Below are 18655 nucleotides of genomic sequence, written 5' to 3' on the forward strand. Positions count from 1 at the left end.
GGGTGATGAGAGATGAATGTGAAAAGCGATGATGCCACAAAGGGATCAAACCTCGATGTCAGGATGATCTCCGCGCTCCATGGAGACCTCGTAGCCGATGGTGGCGAACTGCTCTTGGAGCATACGGATGCCTTGGGCAGACTCACTTCCGAAGGCGGCTTTGTTGTCGTAGAGGGAGTAGTCCTTACGGAAGGAGGAGGGGGAGAGGTTCGGCATGACGACATTTGCCCCTGCGAGGATACCCCCGAGGCGACCTTGACCCGGTAGAGAGGCAAGTGCGGTGGTGGCAGGTATGAGGGCATGGGGGAGCATGAGTCGACAGATGGCGATGAGTCTCAGAGTGAGATCAACGGTGCCGGCACGTCTGTCAGCAAAAGGAGTGGCGTGGTGTGGGATGAATGGTCCCAAGCCGATCATCTCCGGCTGAAGATCTTGGATAAATCTGAGGTCCTTGATGATGTGTTCGAGCGTCTGTCCCGGACTGCCTACCATGATGCCCGTACCGGTCTGAAACCCTATCTCTTTGAGCGTCCTGAGACATTCGATACGATAGTCCCGACTCATCCCCTCCGGGTGCAGTTCGCCATAATGTCCGGCATCGAAGGTCTCGTGTCGGAGGAGATAACGATTGGCACCGGCAGCCTTGAGACGTCGGTACTCTTCGGGCGTCTTCTCCCCGAGGGAAAGGGTGATGGCACAGTCGGGATAGGTCTGTCTCATCTCGGTGACGAGGTCGACGAGCCAGTCGATGTTTTGTCGGGGGTCCTCGCCCCCTTGGAGGACGAAGGTGCGCAAGCCCAAGGCATACCCTTCGGCACAACACGACATCACATCCTCGTGTGAGAGACGATAACGAGACACTTCCCTATTGCTACGACGGATGCCACAATAGTAGCAGTCGTTGCGACAGAAGTTGCTCACCTCGATCAAGCCACGGAGGTAGACCTTGTTGCCAAATACAGAAAGGGCGACCTCCCTTCCTCTCCGATGCAGGTACGAGATGGTCTCTGTATCGGAGGTCGAAAGGAGGTCGAGTAGTTCGTGGTCAGATAGACTGTGGTTCGTCGCTAAGAGATCAACCGTGCATTGTGGCATAAGTCTCTTGTATCTTGGTAAGCTCTTTGTTGAGCTGGCGACGACCGGCCATGATATCGTTGTATGCGCTTGGTCCGGAGATACATCCACCGGGGCAGGACATGACTTCGATGAAGTTGCCCGGAGCTTTGCCTGCCTTGGCATAGCTACGAAGCATCTTGATGTTACCCTTGTTGAGGTCAGCCACTTCGATACCATTGACGCCGGTGGCACGAGGTCCGAGATAAGACTTCACCGCACCCATCACACCGCCGTTGTAAGCGAAGGCATGTGCCTCACGTACAGACTTGAACGACATCTGGTACTCCGGAGCTTGCTCGATCTCGATGCCCATACCTTGGAAGATCGCACCGACTTCCTCGAACGTGAGGATCATGTCCACCTCTTCGTCCCTGCGGAGCTCTGCACGCTTACCGATACAAGGGCCGACGAAGACGATCTTACCGTTGGGGTACTTCTCACGAGCCACACGAGCAGCGTAGTACATGGGAGAACCGGTGTGAGAGACATAAGGCTTCATCTCAGGGATGTGCTTATTGACCAGCTCGATGTATGACGGACAGCATGATGTGGTCATGAAGCTCTGGCCTTCGTCGATCTTCTCAAGGAGCTCTTCACCTTCGTTGCTGATCGTACCCATAGCTCCCTGAGCCACTTCGATGACGTCGGTAAATCCTATTTGTTTGAATGCGCCGTAGACCTGATCGATATTGGTCTTGAACTGTCCGAGGATCGAAGGTGCGATGATCGCAATGGTCTCCTCTCCACGGCGGATGCTCTGGAGGACGTCGAAGGTCTGTGAGATCTCAAAGATCGCACCGAAAGGACAAGCATTGAGACACTTACCACAGTAGATACACTTACTCTCGTCGATGTGCTCGATGCCGTACTCATCCTTGCTGATGGCATTGACGGGGCAAGCCTCCTCGCAAGGCACGGGGATGTACACGATGGCGTGATAAGGACAAGACTTGTGACAGATACCGCAGCTGATACAAGTATCGTGATTGATCTGCGCCTGACCGTTCTTTTGGAAAGTGATAGAGTCCTTTGGGCAGTTGACATAACAGCTGCGAGCGACACAACCACGGCAGAGGTTGGACACCTCGTAGTTGATCTCGACACAAGAGGTACAAGCCTCGTCGATGACACACATGATGTTTTCCTTCTCGGGAGCCTTACGATCCAAGGCCTTGCGAGCGTACTTCGATAGCGGATCGATCTCGTCGACTTCGTCGCTCATGTCAAATCCGAGGAGTGGAAAGCTCTTGTACTTCCATACCGCACGCTCTTTGTGTGGACAACATCTACCGAGGGGTTTTGATCTGCGAGGGCTGAACTCGATGGGTAGATAGTCGATTTTTTCTACGAGTTCGTCATTCTTCCACATTTCGACGAGCTTGGCAAGCAGTCTGTGGCGAACGAACATCACGTTACTTGTGTATGCCATAGGTTTTTATGATAAAGTATATTCTGTTCTTTATGCTATTATCACAAGGTAAATTTACCACTCGAAAGAAGGTGTAATTTCTTCGTTTTGAGATAATAAATCAGGGTTGTCGCTTTCGAACGCACAAAGATAAGCCCAAAAGTCGATACAGTCCAAATAATTTGGCTTGCTATATGTCTCATTTTGTGTCACTCGGGGGTTTTAACCATCCTTTTGCAATATTTTAACACATCCAAGAATGACCGACGCATGAGGACACGAAAAAAGTCGTTAGACTCGACAAAACGAGTCTAACGACTTTCGTCATCAAGTCTTACGACCTTTGATCGACTCTTCAACGACTTTTTTGGTGAGGTCGGTGGAGACTGGCGTATAAGCCTCACTTATCTGTTTCCCAGCAATGCCATCGCCTCGGATCGGGAGTTGACGAAACTTACGTGTCTACCCTTGTTACTCTCAAGAATGAACTCATCCAAACTCTTGCTCTGATATTTCGAAAAATCCCCTACGATTATCAATGGCATCCGGTACTGAACGAACTTTTGGAGTATTTCTCCTGCGATTTTGGTTTTTAGGTCAAAGAAGGCTGGTGTGATATCCTTCTCGTACATAACGACTTGTTCGATCCCCTGATAATACAGATTGCCCAGTAAATCCAAGCCATCATCGATAGACTGCAGTATAGGTTCGTCTGAGACTATTTCGGCGACTTTCTTATCATTTATATCGAGAACTTGTATTTTCATCATAATTGGATAATCTACTGATAAATACTTTGTGGAATATGGGTCAAAATAGAGGATGTAAAACTGAGGATCATCAGAGACTGCCGAGGGTGGAGAGATCGACCCAGGTGAGAGGTATATCGTCGGGACTATCGGGCGAAAGGGCATAGGTGAGGAGACCGAGATCTGCAAGGGGGAGGGTACGCACATGGTGCAGATGGTCGGGGAGGTCTTGAGGTTTTGAGAGGATGAGGAGGAGGTCTCCCTCTCTGCCTTGATACACGATTTTTTCGCCAAAGCCTGCAATCGCACCTTCGGCGAGCTTGTAGACGGTCTCCTTGGCACTCCAAAGCTCCACGGCCGATGTGCCGTCCGCATTCATCCGCCGGACCTCCTCTTCCGAAGCGTAACGAGAGAGGAGGAGTGCCGCCTTATCTCGCTTGGACTCTATGTCGATACCGATGCGTATCTCTTGAGGAGCAAGGGCTATGGCGACAGCCGTGGGACAATGGGAGACGGAGAGTGAGAGTGTAGGATACAGAGGGAGGTAAGGACTACCGTCGGGATGGTGTGCGAGGGCATCTTCTTCCGTACCCAAAACGTATCGGAGCAACGCCCGCACCACTGCCCGCTGGGTGAGGAGTTGATCCGCTCTGTCCGAGTCCTCTGTCATGAGAGGACGTATGTCTGCGAGGTAAATACCTACTTGATCGAAGTCATGTATGTCGCCGGGGCACGAGGTCATCATGAGTGAGTACCACCCTCTTGATCGGGTTCGGGACGCTTGATGAACTTCACCATGGAGATACGTCTGCGCCCCATCTCCAAGATGATGAAGCGGTGCTCATCGACCACGATCTCTTCGCCCACAATCGGAAACTCTCCCTTGATCTCCAGAAGTAGTCCTCCGATGGTGTCGACCTCTTCTTTCATCTCTTCGATCATCGGCGACTCTTCGATCTTGACGATGCGGATGAAGTCTACGAGGGACAACTTCGCATCGAGGACATAAGAGCCGTCAGGCTCCTGCCGATAGAGACGGTCATCATCGTCGTACTCGTCGGAGATCTCGCCGACGATCTCTTCGAGGAGGTCTTCCATCGTCACGAGACCGGAAGTGCCGCCAAACTCATCGACGACTATACCCACGTGAATCTTCTGCTCACGGAAGTCTTCGAGGAGACGATCGACCCTCTTGGAGTCAGGCACATAAAAGACCGGACGAAGGAGACTCTGCCAGTGGAACTCATCACCCTCCGAGAGGTGTGGCAAGAGGTCTTTGATATAGAGGATCCCCTTCATGTCGTCGATACGGTCGTCGTAGACAGGGATGCGTGAGTACCCCTTGTCGATGACGAAACGGAGGACTTCGCTATAAGGGGTATGATATTCGAGTGCCACGATGTCGACACGTGGGGTCATGACTTCGGATGCTGTCTTGCTGTAAAACTTTACAATCTCGTTGAGCAACCCCTGCTCTTCGCTCGTCTCGGTGGTGAGCTGTATCGCCTTGGAAAGCTCATCGGCAGAGAGATCATAGGTCTTGCGGCGCATTGACTTGGTGAGACGACTGCCGAGGAAGACGAGAGGCTTGGAGATGGGGGTGAAGAGGACTTGCACCTTGCTCATGGAAGAGGCCGCAAAACGTGAGAACTGCAACGACTTGTTCTGACAGTAGATTTTTGGGAGTATTTCGCCAAAAAGGAGGAGCAAGAAGGTGAGCAAGACGACCTGCACGATGAAGCCCAGAATGGGGGCTGAGGAAAAGTCAAGGGTGTCGCTGACGATGTAGTTCGAAAGCATGACGATGGCGACATTGACCATGTTGTTGCCGACGAGGATAGTGCCGAGGAGGCGTTCGGAGTCGGCGAGGAGTTCTTGGATGATGGTGTCTCTCTTGTCCTTGCTGTTGCGTATCTCATCGAGATCGGCAGGAGAGAGAGAGAAGAAGGCGACTTCGGAGCCCGACATATATGCCGAAAGCATCAGTAGGATGACTACCACAATGAGTGCCAGACCTGTAGCCCAAGTCAGAGGAGTTACCGTAATGTCTGCAAATAGTTGCTGTAAATAACCGTCAATGTCCACGTATTTTCTTCGTTATCTGTTTTTATGTGTGTCGACCCTGCACAAAACCGAGGTCTCAGAAAGGCAGGTCGGGGTCTTTCCCTTTGATCATGTCCGTGTACTTCTTGTACTTATCTCCGGCATCCTCAGGAGAGAGCGTGGTGACACCGGTCTCCATCGTCGTGCTGTCGTGCTGTCGGTCTCGACCGAGGAGCTCGACCTTGTCGGCGATGATCTCCGTCGTGCGCTGCGAACGCCCCTGCCTGTCGGTGAAGTCACGGTAGTGTATGCGACCTTCGACAAAGAGGTATGCTCCCTTTCGTACATACTTCTCCACAAACATCGCCGTGTACTTGAATGTCGTAATCTGATGCCAATCCGTCGTCGGTGGCACCTCTTCGCCGTTGGGCTTGACATACCCACGCTCGTTGGTGGCGAGAGAAAATGTGGCGACACAACTCTCCCGATCGAAGTACTTTACCTCCGGATCTTTACCTACGTTGCCTATGAGTATGACTTTGTTGTACGACATAATTATACAAAGTCAAAGATACATATTTTTTGTCACAGGTATCAGATATAAAGAGTTTTGAGTGGGAATATACGCTGTTGTGTAGGACTTGCATTCGAGTCAAAGTTTGAAAAGATTTTCTCACAGCTATGAGCTATGGGTTAAGTTAAAAGACTTATATTTGTCATAGAGAGGGGGGCTGTAGCACTCCTAAATATGGGAGCTCGACTTTCTCACATCCAACGACATATTCCTTGTTTCTTCCCAAAATAAATACACCATCGTGGCACTACCCATCAACATAGAAGATCTGCTCAACAAGCAACGAATAGAAAGCAATCGAATAGAATTTAAGAGAGGTTGGAACCCCTCAAAAATCTATCGGAGCATTTGTGCTTTTGCTAACGACTTCGACAATATCGGAGGAGGTTATATTCTTGTTGGCGTGGAGGAGGAGCATGGAAGAGCCAAACGTCCGGTATTGGGCATTCCAGAAGATAATATAGATAAGATTCAACAAGAGATGGTAAGCTTCAATAATAAGATCGATCCTTACTATCAACCTCGAATTTCGGTGGAAGAAGTCGACGGAAAAAGCATACTCGCTATTTGGGTACCTTCAGGATTGGATCGTCCTTACAAGGTGCCGGACGAAGTCAAATCAAAGAATGCCAAATATCATTGGTATATCCGATATGGAACGAACACCATCGAGGCTAAAGGTGAAGCCTTAGACGAATTGCGAGAAATGGCCAATAAAGTGCCGTTTGATGATCGAGGCAATGAAAACATCTCGATCAACGACCTCTCTCCGATATTGATTCAAGAGTACTTGAAAAAGGTGAGAAGTAAACTGTTAGAAGAGTTTGGTCATCTTCCATTAGAGTCAGTCCTCGAACACCTGGATCTCTTTGTCGGTCCCAAAGAGAGACGAATGATAAAAAATGTCGCTGCAATGATGTTTTGTGAAGAGAATTATCACTTCTTTCCCTATACACAAGTAGATATTGTCCTCTTTCCAAACGGAAGTATAAACAATCCCAACAATATGATAGAAGTTCCTCGTATTGTAGGGACTGTACCACAAATGATACAAGCGACATTGAGTTATCTGAGAACCAATGTCATAAAAGAAAAGATAATCAAGGTCAAAGATAAGGCTGAGGCAATTAAGTTTTTCAACTATCCTTATCAAGCCTTAGAGGAAGCTGTGGTAAATGCTCTCTATCATCGAGATTATCAAGTACGTGAACCTGTAGAAATCACTATAGAGCCACATGAAATCAGGATTCTAAGCTTTTCAGGACCGGATCGCTCCATCAGCCTTGAAGAAATCCAAAAAGCTCAACGTCTCAGAGTACGCAGATACCGCAACAGGCGTTTGGGAGATTACCTAAAGGAGCTAAACTTATCGGAAGGTAGATCTACAGGGATTCCTACCATACAAAATGAGTTGCGCCGTAATGGTTCACCAACTGCAAAAATAGAGACAGATGAGACCAGGACATACTTCTTGATCACAATTCCATGTCATCCTACTTTCATAGATGATAGAATAGATGATAGAATAGATGATAGAATAGATGATAGAATAGATGATAGAATAGATGATATTTTAGGACATAATCTCAAGTCTGTAAGACAAAGAAAGGTCATACTTTTGTTGATAAAGTTCCCCCAAATCTCTTCTGAACAGTTGGCAAATCGTTTGGAAGTCTCTACTGCTACAATCTCACGGGATCTCAAAGCCCTTACCGACAAAGGACTTATCAGCCGAATAGGAGGAAGAAAAGTGGGACAATGGGAAGTAGCCCTACCTTCAAATAGGGAAGAAGATAATATGCTGATTCCAAATGACGATAAATAAAGAATTGAGTGTCTCGTGCTAATTCTTCGTAACTTAGGGGTACGCATACACAATAAGTACACAACACTATATGATCGAATATTTGAGAGGCACCTGCGTGCAGCGCACTCCGACTTCGGCCGTCATCGATGTCCATGGCGTGGGGTACGAAGTCTTCATCACCCTCAACACCTACAACCACCTCGATGAGGGGCAAGGAGAGGTCAAACTCTTTGTACACGAGGTCATCCGTGAGGATACACACGACCTTTATGGCTTTGCCGAAGAGATCGAACGCCGCCTCTTCCGTATGCTCATCACGGTCAACAGCGTGGGGGCAAGTACAGCACAAGTGATGCTGTCGACGTTCACACCGACGGATCTGGCGAAAAAGATCGCCAACGGTGACGAGGAGTCCCTCAAAGCAATCAAAGGCATCGGGGTGAAGACGGCTCAACGTATCATCGTGGATCTGAAGAAGAAGATAGCCAAGGAGATGGCCGAACAGCTCCATGCGACACCCGAAGAGACCCTTATCGAGACTTCGGGCACGGACAAGGAGGTCATCGAGGAGGGAGTCAAGGCCTTTGTCGCCCTCGGTTATCCTGCCGCAGCAGCACGTAAGGTGGCGGTGAAGATTGCCAAGGCTTATCCCGGAGTGTCCATCAACGATATGGTACGTATGGGCTTGAGGATGTTCTGATCCTCGGGTCCCTACCCAGCCTTAGAGCGATAGCGAGGTATGCGACGGTGGCTCTTCATCCTCTCCTGTCTCTGCCCATTGATGATGTGGGGGCAGGTAAGATACCCCCAGGACTCTATCGCTTATGATCCTCGTGGAGGACTTTATCTGCGTTATGTACGAGCGGAGGAGGGTGCCCCGATGCGCCTGAGACAGGCCTTCACGCCGAAAGAGTATGTCGAGTGGAGACAGGCCGAGCTACGCCGTCGTTATGCCTTGGGACACAAGGGAGACAGCATCCCTCTGCCATCCTTTTTGGCAAAGGACACGATACCAAGACTCAAACCGAAGCTGAAATTTGACCTCATCGGGGACATCGTGCTCTCGGTGGGGAACAAGGTCATATCGGATGACAATCCGGCCGTGCCTGAGTCCCTCCGAAAGAGGAGTTATGTCGACTTCAAGCAGTCGGTCAATGTGCGTGCCACCGCGACCTATGGCGATCACCTCAAGATGGATGTCGGATACAATACCGAGAGCAGTCTGTGGGGAGAGTCGCGCCGCCTCAACCTCTCTTACAAAGGTGAGCGACACGATGCGATCAAGGGACTGGAAGTGGGAGACATCTCGTTCGTCTCGGCCAATCCGCTGATACAGGGGCTGTCACCTCTCTTTGGGATAAAGGGAGAGATGGACCTTGGAGCATTGAACATCAAGACGTTTGTCTCCAAACGTGAGGGAGCAAGTCGTCGCATGACGGTGAGAGGCGGACGACAAGTGCGCCCCTTCGAGATCCGAGGCTCTGAGTATGATAGAGCACGACACTTCTTCTTGTCTGAGTTTTTCGCACGTCGATACGACGAAGCTCTCAGTCTCTTACCGCTTGTGTCATCCGACCTCTACATCGAACGGATACAAGTCTGGGTCACCGCCCGTGCCAATGAGCGTTCGGCTCAAGTCATCGAACAAGTCGGGGCTCTGGCTTCACTGAGTACCGCACCGAGACCATCCGACAATCAAGACGACAAGCATTACACCACCCTTTCGAGCCAACCCCTTTCGGCATGGAAAGCAGCCGCTTCGGGCACTTCGGACATCGAGGTGATGGAGGGTGCACGTCGTCTGCCTGAAGGAGCGTACAAAGTCAACAGGCAACTGGGCTACCTCTCGCTCAACACACCTCTCTCGGATAACGAGGCTCTGGCGGTGAGCTACGAATACACATACCAAGGGAGGCGTTACCGTGTGGGAGACTTTGCAGGGGACGACACTCCGTCGGACCTCATCCCTGCGGCACTGATAGCCACGAGAGCCAAAGAGCCGACATCACCGGTGTGGGATCTGATGATGAAGAATGCTTATGCCCTGCCGGGCGGCGGTCGTGGGCTGACGAGAGAAGATCTCAAGGTGGATGTACTTTACAAGGACTTCTCAGCCAATACCGAGCGTCGCAACATCACTCAAGGGTCCTTTGCCGGTCGATCGTGGTCGGAGCTCTTCGGGTGGGACAAGAGCGACGGTCAGGGCAGTGGGACGGCAGACGGGCGGTTTGATTTCGTTCCCGATGTCACGGTGGATACAGCTTTCGGGGTGCTCTTCCTGCCTTCCCGAAGACCGCTTGAGACCGTGATCCGTCGAGCCAATGGCGGTGCCTCGTACTATCCCACTTATGAGCAGTTGTACGACACGACTCAGATCGTTGCCCGACGCCTGACAGACATAGACCTCTTCAGTTTCAAGGGCGAATACTCTTCCGATGCACGGACGACCATCTTCCTCGGAGGGAGCGACATCGTCCCGGGCAGTGTCACGCTCACCACTCGGGGGCGACAACTCCAGGAGGGGGCGGACTTCTCGATCAATTATGCTTCGGGCGAACTGACCTTACTCCCCTCGGCAGCGATCTCCGAGTCCGAGGAGATAGAGGTCGTCATCGAAGAGCGTGACCGATCCTCCCGCAGAGACAAGACCCTCATGGGTATCGAGGCTACTTATGCGCTGTCGCCTTACCTCTCCGTGGGAGCGACAGCACTGGACTATCGGGAGCGAGGGATACGTAGGCGGATACGATGGGGCGAAGAGCCGATACACAACAGGATGTGGGGGTTGCATCTGGATTATGGGATGACATCGGCGCGTTGGACAGAGTGGCTCAACACCCTCCCCATGCTCGAACTTGACGAACCCTCGTCTCTGAACATTCGCACAGCCTTTGCAAAGCTCGATATGGCAAACAAAGAGGATCAGGATATTGTCGTGGAGGATTTCGAACAAAGTACCACGACCTACGATCTCCTCGATCCATGGGCGTGGCGACTGTCCTCACCTCCTTCAGGGACAGACACTCCTCTTGACGGCGACCACAGGGCACTCTTGGCTTGGTACAGCATCGACCCTCGTCTGGTGCGTGAAGATCTCGGCAACATCATGCCCGACCACCTTCGCCGAAACAAAGCTCAGAGACAAGGGCTGTTTGTCAGAGAAGTCCCCTACATCGAGCTCTTCCCTTCATCGGATCACACCCGACTGTCGAGTAGCTTTCTCAACACCGTCAATCTCTCCTTTTATCCCAAAGAGCGAGGCCCCTACAACCTCTCGACCACGAGCATCGACACGGAAGCCTACTTCTCCGATCCGATGCGGATGTGGGGGGGGGTGATGCGCTCGTTGCCGGTGCGAGACTTCGAGGCTGCAAGGGTCGAATACATCGAGGGTTGGTTCATGGATCCTTTTGCCGAAGCGACGACTCCGCCCAAGGGGGGCGAACTCATCATCGATCTCGGGCGACTCTCCGAAGACATCTTGGCAGACGATGCCCATGCCTACGAAAACGGACTCCCCTCGACCCTCCACCCCGAACGAAAGACCTACGACATACCTCTCGGTCAAGCTCCTGCCGAACAGGTGCAGGTCTACGCTTTCGACCGTATGGGCGACGAGGACAATCCCCAAGACATCGGTTACAATGGTCTGTCCTCGTCGATGGAGAAGACACACGGAGCTTATACCGACTTCCTCGATAAGATGGCAGGGTACAGAGATGCCAAGCGTTGGAAGATCGACGGCACCGAAGCCCCTTTTCACCCTCTCAACGACCCGGCAGGAGATGACTATCAGTTCTACCTCGGTGACTTTTGGGACCGTGTGGAGGCCGACATCCTCACGAGGTATAAGTTCGTCAACGGTGTGGAGGGCAACTCCTCGACACGGACCATACACGGCCAGCAGTCGGCACGCTCGTGGATGCCCGACACCGAAGACCTGGACGGCGATATGCAGATGGACAAGACAGAAGCCTTCTTCCGTTATCGGATGAAGATCGACAAGGGCTCTTTCGAAGTCGGTCGCAACCACATCGTCTCACAACAAAAGACCGAGGTAGACACACCCGACGGAACCAAAGAGGTCACATGGTACAAGGTGCGCATCCCCCTCTCTCAGTACAGCGAGCGTATCGGCAGTCAGCCCTCTCTGCGAGACGTGAGGGGTATAAGGCTCTTTGTCAAAGGCTTTGAGGAGACGGTGCACCTGCGTTGGGCGGCACTGAGACTCGTCCGTAGCGACTGGTCACTCTTCGATGCGCCTCTGACGACGGATGATAGGCGCACCGGCGATGTAGCCTTGGGAGTCCTCAGCCTCGAAGAAGACAGCGGTCGCACACCAGTCCCCTATGTCTTGCCTCCCGGGCTTGACCGCGAAAGAGCGCAAGAGGTCTTCGACTCCGCACTCCAAGACGAGCGTTCGCTGAGCCTCCGTCTCGACCGCCTCGAAGGCCGACAACCCGTGGGGATCTACAAGTCCTTCCGCCACGACCTTCGTCACTACGACAAACTCAAGATGTATGTCCACGCAGAGTCGCCTGTGGACGATCCCAAGCTCCTCACCGATGGTGCGCTCGAAGTCTTCGTGAGACTCGGGAGGGACTACACTGAGAACTACTACGAGTATAGACTTCCGCTCAAGGTGACGGCCTTTGCTCCGGATGGCACTCTCCCACTCAACGAGTACGACATCTGGCCTGTCGACAACAATGTCGAAATCCCTCTCCAAGAGCTCGCCCGTCTCAAAAACAAAAGAGATGCCGCCCTCGGTCACGACCCCTCTCGCCCTTTTGAAGAAGTACTTTCGTCACCTTCAAGGACGACAATCTCCGTGAAAGGGCATCCCTCCCTCGGTGATGTCACGGCAGTGATGATAGGTGTACGGTCGACCGTCGATCATACGCTCAGGGGCGAAGTGTGGTTTGACGAACTCCGTGTCTCGGGTACCGGTCATGGCGGAGGACATGCCCTCACCGCCCAAGCCGACCTCCGCCTCTCCGACCTTGCACGGATCGAAGTCTCCGGCACGACCCGTAGTGCAGGCTTCGGACTCATCGACAACAATATACGCCACCTCCGTATGGACGACAGTCGCCACTTTGATCTCAGAGGCGAACTGAGGTTGGGCAAGTTTTTCCCCCCATCATGGAAGGCGGACATCCCCATCAAGTACCAACGTTCGTTCCGTCGCTCATCACCAAAGTTTGACCCCATCGCCGACGACATCCTCTACTCCGAAAGGCTCACCGCCCTCTCCGATGACGAACGCCAAGCCTACGACCTCAAGGTCTCCCACATCGAGCAGACCGGTCTCTTGTCGATCGAGGATGTCCATTTTGACATCAAAGACTCCATACCGAAGTTTTGGCACCCGGCCAACCTCCGTCTCGCTTACCGACAAGAGGAGAGCCGTCTCTCCTCGCCCGAACTCGCCGGGCACTACCGCCGTCACGCCACCTCCCACCTCATCTATGCTTTCACGGCACAGCCCAAGGGGATTGAGATCGACAAAGACCTCACCCTCTATCCCTATCCGCAGGAATGGCAGGTCGTGTCGAGATGGCGACGCACCTACGACCACCGCAAACAGTGGGACAAGACCATCTTCGACAACGACGACAAGGTCTCACACCACCTCTACCACCGCTTCGACTGGGAGCGTAGCCTCCGTATCGGATGGCAAGTGGCGGACATCCTCCGTCTCTCGTGGGACAGTATGACGAATGCCCTGATCGACGAACCTTTCGAGCGCGAACTCTCACGACACGGTGATGTCGCCTTCAGAGCCTTGTCCGACACCATCGCACACTCCCTCCTCCACCTCGGACGGACGGCAAGTTATGACAGTCGTGGGCACCTCAGTCTCCGGCTTCCGAAGTTCGAGCATCGTCTTCTCGAAGGACTCTCAGGCTCCCTGACCTTGACGGGCAACTACCGCTGGGATCGCGAAGCCCTCTCACACCGACAACTCTCCACAGGACACAATGTCCGTCGCACGACGATGAGAGACATCCTCCTCTCTTACCGACTCGAACGATGGCTACGACACCTGTCTCTCCGTCAGCGAGACAGTTGGGGCAGTCACATTCCCGGATTCCTGCCCGAGGCAGGGGCATTCTTCGGACTGTCGAAAGGGGGTGACCTCACCGCCCCCGGACTCGGATATATGCTTGGCCTCGGAGACGAAGAAAAGCACCTCCGCCGGACGATAGACAAGGCTTGGGTCATCACCGACCGCAGTCGCCAACGCCCCCTCTCGTGGTACCACAACGCCGACTTTGAGGCCGAGCTCTCCTTCGCCCCTCTCAAGGGTCTACGCCTCGACCTCTATCTCTCCCACATCCACCACTCCCGTGCCGAACTCCTCCCTGCCGAAGCCCACACTCGCCCCCGCCGTATGGGCTCGCTCTCGTTCTCCACGATCGGTCTCGGACACTTCTTTGATCGCCCTCTGCGCGAAGAAGGCTACCGATCCGCCCTCTTCGAGGATTACCGACACTCCATCCTTGCCCGACGCTCGGCACTCAAGTCCGACTACATCGGCATGGACAATCCCCACGCCTCATCCCTGGCCGAAAAGATAACCCCCACCCACCCCGATGTCTTGGGACAAGCCTTTATGATGACTTATGCGAAAAGGATGAACCAAGGGGACAAGCTCCTTCCCGGGCTCACCGCCATACTCCCCAACTGGGGCATCCATCTTGATCTGACAGAGCTCTTTCCCCGACTGAAAAAACTCTTCCCCAAGCTCGAACTACAACACCGCTACCGCGGACGAATGGAGGTCAACAGCTATCGACTCCGTGACCATTGGCAAGGGTTCTCTTCGGACGAACGGATAGGTTTTGTCGAAGAAGCCGGTGGTAACCTCCGCCCAGGTGCTCTTTACGAACCATTGACGATGACCCAACGTGACGAACTCTCCCCCTTCATCGGCATCGAAGTCGGCATCAAGCACGGCCCTTCGTTCGATGTACGTTACAACAAAGTGCGCGAACTCACCCTCCTCCTTCAGTCCGCACGCCTCCTCGAACAGTACCGTGACGAAGTCCTCGCCGGCCTCCGTTACCGCACCAAGGTGCCGTCCGTCCTTCGCCTCTTCACGAAGAAGAAAGTCGAAGACTCCGCCCTCACCGCCCAATGCTCCATGACCCTCGGGCAGAACTACATCGTCTCCCGTGACCTCGGCCGATACACCGCCCAAGCCACCCAAGGCGTCCGATCCCTCACCACCCGCCTCGCCCTCGACTACACCATCACCACAGGTCTCTCCCTGAGGGGCTTCTACGATATCGACCGCCGTACCCCTCTCGTCTCCCTCCACACCTACCCTTTCATCTCCAAGTCCTACGGCCTCATGCTCCGCCTCAGCCTCCGCCCATAAGAAGAATAAAAATCTCCTACAGAGATAGAAACACAAAGGAGAGGGAGAGGAGTTCGGGATGTGTTTATAAGGGTGCTTCGATCGGTGTAGAAGGTGACAAAACGAATCGTTAGACTCGATGACGAAAGTCTAACGACCTTTGAAATCGAGTCTAACGACTTTTTTGGGGGCGGATATTGGGTAGAGAATGGGGGGCTCCCGATAGGCAGGGAGTTGGAGAAGTTCAAAACACAGAAACAGGGGCTGTGCCGTGGTGTTTACCTTTGGCACAGCCCCTATTTGTGAGGTAGAGACGAGGACTCGGGCGTCAGTGCGTGATCTTCACGAGACGTTCGAGGGTCTGTTCGCCGAGGGTTCGCTTCTTCTCTATGTGTTCGGTGACTTCGAGCACGATGGGGTTGTTTTCGATCGCTGCCATCTTTTCGTCGATGTCGGCGTAGCGTTGGTTAGCAAAGCTGATACGCCCGACGATCTCATGCTCCTTGTAGGCATCGCTGTGGAGGTACTTGTCGATGGTGATGACGGCGTCCATCCACTCCTTGACGATGCGTGTGATGAGGGCGGAGTCGATGTCTTCGTGACGACGGATGCCGTACCAACGGCACATGAGGTGGTACGACCATTCCCACTCCAAGTCGTAGTACGAGCCATGGAGAGATTGGAAGGCGGCATTGATCCCCGAGAGGTCGGAGAGTGTGCCGTCCTTGATACCTTCGACGATCTTGTCTATCGCAGTCTTGGGAGCGATGAGCCCCGAGATGTCGAGCCATTCGCCGGCACTCCGGGTGTGCTTGGGCAGAAGGCAGGCACGAAGGCTCTCTTCGGAAGTGAGGTCCCAGTCCTTCATCTGCTGAATGACGGAATTGCCGATGAACTTCTTGATCCCGAGGTCGTAGGTCTTGAGGCCGTGCTCCAAGGAGGACGAACGTATGTTTATGTTGTTGTAAATGTACGTCTTGCCGTGGTGACCGATGAAGGCGCGGAGCTCCTTGAGGCGGTTGTAGCCTCGCTCCATCTTGCCGATGGTAAAGGGGCTGAGGAGGTTGAAGTTGATGCAGTCCGTGCGGTCCTCGGGATGACGGCGGTCACGCTGTGGCCACTTCTTCGCATCACGTATGGTACCGATGGAGCGCAGGTTGGCACCGGGGACGAGGTAGGATTCGTCGTCGTTCTCGATGACATACGAGAAGGGAAAGTCGGAGGTATCGATGTGGTGAACGTGTCGACCCATGATGAGGCTGAAGGGGGCGATACGTGAGGGCCAGAGGACGTAGGAGTCGCTGGTGGTCTTGCTCCCTCGCTCGACGACACCGAAGTGCATGGGGCCGAGCTTGTAGAGGTGATTGGACTGGTTCGAACCACTGCCTGCGTTGAGGAAGGAGTAGTGTCCTGCGATGAGGAGACTGCTCTTGTGCATGGTGACGGTGTAGGGACCGGCAAAGACTGCGCAGGACTCACCGTTTTCGCACTGACAGTTGGCAAAGAACAAGGAGTGTTCGGCAGAGAAGAGGCGGTCGATCTTGGTGGACTGCCCCACGAAACAGTAGTGCACGACCGAGCCTCCGGAGATCTTCGCCCCCGAGGCTGCGATGAAGTGCTCCGCCATCACATTAGGTCCGATATAGACGGGACGAGAGGGCGTACTGTTGAGGCTGCAGTCTTCGAGGAGCGTGGCACCGTCGATGACGGTGTGTGCTCCGATGCGGGCGTTGATGATCGAGCCGGCGTTCTTGATCGTCACGTGCTGGCCGATATGTCCTCGGTCACTGCGGAGACTTTCGGTATAAGTGTCAAAGAGTCGTCCGAGACTCTGCTTGAGAGCCTTGTCGTGCCCCATGAATGCCATGAGATAGGCGGTATGGGCGGTGAGGAGGTCACATATCTTGATCTCTATGCCCCCCATCTCATCGAGGACGGAGACGGCAGTACCGTTGCCAAAGGTCGAATCCCCCTTCATCGCCAAGGTGCAGATGTTGCTGATCGTGGTGTGATCACCGATGTCGTAACGTGAGATACAGTCGTTGACATGGTCGATGCGGACGTGGTTGCCGATGTGACACTCGTGGATGAGGGCATGACGGATGCCGTTGGGGAGGGGTATGCCGAGCTCGTTGTCACGATAGCCCGACAAGTCGCCGATGTAACACTTGCCGATGAAAGTGGAATAGAAGCAAGTGTCGGGATCGAACGCATCATGCACCTCGACGAGCGACCAGTCCTTGGAGTAACAGCCGTTCTTCTTGAGAGCGGTTATCTCGATGTCTGTAAGATGTCTCATAAGCTTGTCTTGGGATGAAGATCAGTGCTTGACATCCTGCGCAGAGATAGCTCCGGGCTGTTCCTTGTAACGGAAGAGGATGGCAAAGAGGACCATGATCACAAAGGCATAACCTGCCAAGATGAACCACACGGTCTGCCATGCAGTGACTCCGTCGTGGGTGAAGTGCTTGACGATCCATCCGCTGGCGAGACTGCCGATGATGGCACCGATACCATTGGTCATGATGATGAAGAGTCCTTGTGCCGAAGCGCGTATCTTGGTGTCTACTTCACGGTCCACGAAGATCGATCCCGAGATATTGAAGAAATCGAATGCCATGCCGTACACGATCATCGAGAGGACGAGGAAAACAAATCCGTCACCGGGATTGCCGATACCGAAGAACCCGAAACGAAGTACCCATGCCAACATACTGATGAGCATCACCCTCTTGATGCCGAATCGGCTCAAGAAGAATGGGATGGCGAGGATGAAGAGGGTCTCGGAGATCTGAGAGAGGGAGAGAAGGACGTTGGGGTACCTTACGGCAAGACTATCGGCATAATCGGCCTTGAAGCTGTCAAGGAAAGGATTGCCGAAGGCATTGGTGATCTGAAGACACGCTCGCAAGAGGACGGAGAAGATGAAGAATACCGCCATCTTTTGGCTCTTGAAGAGGACAAAAGCATCGAGCCCGAGTGTAGAGAGGAGGCTCTTCTTCTCCGCACCTGCGTCCCTATTGGGCGGACAAGCAGGGAGTGTAAAGCTATAAATACCCAAGAGGATAGCGAAGCCGGCAGAGATGTAGAACTGCATCTCGCTACGTCCCGATCCCGAGAGGTCGACGATCCACATGGCGAGGATGAAACCTACTGTCCCCCATACACGGATGGGAGGGAAAGTCTTGACGATGTCGAGTCTTGCCTTGTTGAGAGCCGAGTATGCTATCGTGTAGGTCAGTGCCAAGGTCGGCATATAACACATACACAAGAAGAGCATGAGGGCATAGAATGATCCGTAGTCCGTGGTGTTTGCCACAGCGATAAGGATACCGCCGGCGATGAGGTGAAGGATACCGAGGAGGCGTTCGGCGTTGACCCAACGGTCAGCGATGATACCGATGATACCGGGCATGAAGAGCGAAGCGATACCCATGAGGGCATAGACCGCACCGATCTGTTCGCCATCGGCACCAAGCTTTACAGCCATGTATCCTCCGAGAGAGATGAGCCAGGCTCCCCAGGTGGCGAACTGGAGGAAGTTCATTACAGTCAGCCTGAGTTTGATGTTGTTGTTTTGCATTGTTTTGAG

Annotated in this window: 11 protein-coding genes; 3 read left to right on the top strand and 8 right to left on the bottom strand. The window is 53.3% G+C overall.

Annotated elements, in window-relative coordinates; translation table 11 throughout:
- Positions 1-45: 45 nt before the first annotated feature.
- From hydE to EL262_RS07050, 6 genes are all read right to left on the bottom strand, one after another.
- Entirely contained in the window at positions 46-1095 is a 1050-nt protein-coding gene (gene hydE / locus EL262_RS07025) for a [FeFe] hydrogenase H-cluster radical SAM maturase HydE (protein ID WP_025838271.1), read from the bottom strand.
- Positions 1076-2545 (bottom strand): monomeric [FeFe] hydrogenase, encoded by a 1470-nt coding sequence (locus EL262_RS07030; RefSeq protein ID WP_025838268.1) that lies wholly within the window; start codon positions 2543-2545, stop codon positions 1076-1078. The genes hydE and EL262_RS07030 overlap by 20 nt, the downstream gene beginning before the upstream one ends.
- Positions 2546-2928: 383 nt before the next feature.
- Positions 2929-3291 carry a DUF4180 domain-containing protein gene (locus EL262_RS07035; protein WP_025838266.1) on the bottom strand — a complete coding sequence of 121 codons (363 nt, stop codon included), beginning with the start codon at positions 3289-3291 and terminating at the stop codon, positions 2929-2931.
- 73 nt (positions 3292-3364) lie between these two features.
- The gene (locus tag EL262_RS07040; RefSeq protein ID WP_078735905.1) at positions 3365-4018 is read right to left on the bottom strand and encodes a 4'-phosphopantetheinyl transferase family protein; all 654 of its coding nucleotides are present in this window, start codon (positions 4016-4018) and stop codon (positions 3365-3367) included.
- Complete coding sequence (gene gldE, locus EL262_RS07045; RefSeq protein ID WP_078735904.1) at positions 4015-5358, bottom strand: gliding motility-associated protein GldE; 1344 nt, start codon at positions 5356-5358, stop codon at positions 4015-4017. The genes EL262_RS07040 and gldE overlap by 4 nt, the downstream gene beginning before the upstream one ends.
- A gap of 55 nt (positions 5359-5413) precedes the next feature.
- Positions 5414-5869: a single-stranded DNA-binding protein gene (locus EL262_RS07050; RefSeq protein WP_025838261.1), complete on the bottom strand. Its 456-nt coding sequence runs from the start codon at positions 5867-5869 to the stop codon at positions 5414-5416.
- A 262-nt stretch (positions 5870-6131) separates the two neighbouring features.
- Between EL262_RS07050 and EL262_RS07055 the strand changes: the two genes are divergently transcribed.
- The 3 genes from EL262_RS07055 to sov all read left to right on the top strand — a co-directional run bounded on the left by EL262_RS07055 (position 6132) and on the right by sov (position 15084).
- Positions 6132-7715: an RNA-binding domain-containing protein gene (locus EL262_RS07055; protein ID WP_025838259.1), complete on the top strand. Its 1584-nt coding sequence runs from the start codon at positions 6132-6134 to the stop codon at positions 7713-7715.
- A 70-nt stretch (positions 7716-7785) separates the two neighbouring features.
- Positions 7786-8397 (top strand): Holliday junction branch migration protein RuvA, encoded by a 612-nt coding sequence (gene ruvA, locus EL262_RS07060; RefSeq protein ID WP_025838257.1) that lies wholly within the window; start codon positions 7786-7788, stop codon positions 8395-8397.
- Between the two features lie 39 nt (positions 8398-8436).
- Positions 8437-15084, top strand: a complete 6648-nt coding sequence (gene sov / locus EL262_RS07065; protein ID WP_078735903.1) for a T9SS outer membrane translocon Sov/SprA — start codon at positions 8437-8439, stop codon at positions 15082-15084.
- A 307-nt stretch (positions 15085-15391) separates the two neighbouring features.
- On the opposite strand, the gene EL262_RS07070 is transcribed toward sov, so the two are convergent.
- Together EL262_RS07070 and EL262_RS07075 are read right to left on the bottom strand one after the other, a co-directional pair.
- Positions 15392-17362, bottom strand: a complete 1971-nt coding sequence (locus EL262_RS07070; RefSeq protein WP_078735902.1) for a DUF4954 family protein — start codon at positions 17360-17362, stop codon at positions 15392-15394.
- 21 nt (positions 17363-17383) lie between these two features.
- A complete protein-coding gene (locus tag EL262_RS07075) occupies positions 17384-18646 on the bottom strand; it encodes a nucleoside permease (protein ID WP_126464393.1) in 1263 nt (420 codons plus the stop codon).
- Between the last annotated feature and the right edge of the window lie 9 nt (positions 18647-18655).

The organism is Porphyromonas cangingivalis, from assembly GCF_900638305.1.
GTDB classification, from domain to species: domain Bacteria; phylum Bacteroidota; class Bacteroidia; order Bacteroidales; family Porphyromonadaceae; genus Porphyromonas_A; species Porphyromonas_A cangingivalis.

What these genes read in the sequence shown, in the direction of transcription:
- hydE (WP_025838271.1), bottom strand. Translation starts at nt 1,095, where the DNA reads ATGCCACAATGCACGGTTGATCTCTTAGCGACGAACCACAGTCTATCT.
- EL262_RS07030 (WP_025838268.1), bottom strand. Translation starts at nt 2,545, where the DNA reads ATGGCATACACAAGTAACGTGATGTTCGTTCGCCACAGACTGCTTGCC.
- EL262_RS07035 (WP_025838266.1), bottom strand. Translation starts at nt 3,291, where the DNA reads ATGAAAATACAAGTTCTCGATATAAATGATAAGAAAGTCGCCGAAATA.
- EL262_RS07040 (WP_078735905.1), bottom strand. Translation starts at nt 4,018, where the DNA reads ATGATGACCTCGTGCCCCGGCGACATACATGACTTCGATCAAGTAGGT.
- EL262_RS07050 (WP_025838261.1), bottom strand. Translation starts at nt 5,869, where the DNA reads ATGTCGTACAACAAAGTCATACTCATAGGCAACGTAGGTAAAGATCCG.
- ruvA (WP_025838257.1), top strand. Translation starts at nt 7,786, where the DNA reads ATGATCGAATATTTGAGAGGCACCTGCGTGCAGCGCACTCCGACTTCG.
- sov (WP_078735903.1), top strand. Translation starts at nt 8,437, where the DNA reads ATGCGACGGTGGCTCTTCATCCTCTCCTGTCTCTGCCCATTGATGATG.
- EL262_RS07070 (WP_078735902.1), bottom strand. Translation starts at nt 17,362, where the DNA reads ATGAGACATCTTACAGACATCGAGATAACCGCTCTCAAGAAGAACGGC.
- EL262_RS07075 (WP_126464393.1), bottom strand. Translation starts at nt 18,646, where the DNA reads ATGCAAAACAACAACATCAAACTCAGGCTGACTGTAATGAACTTCCTC.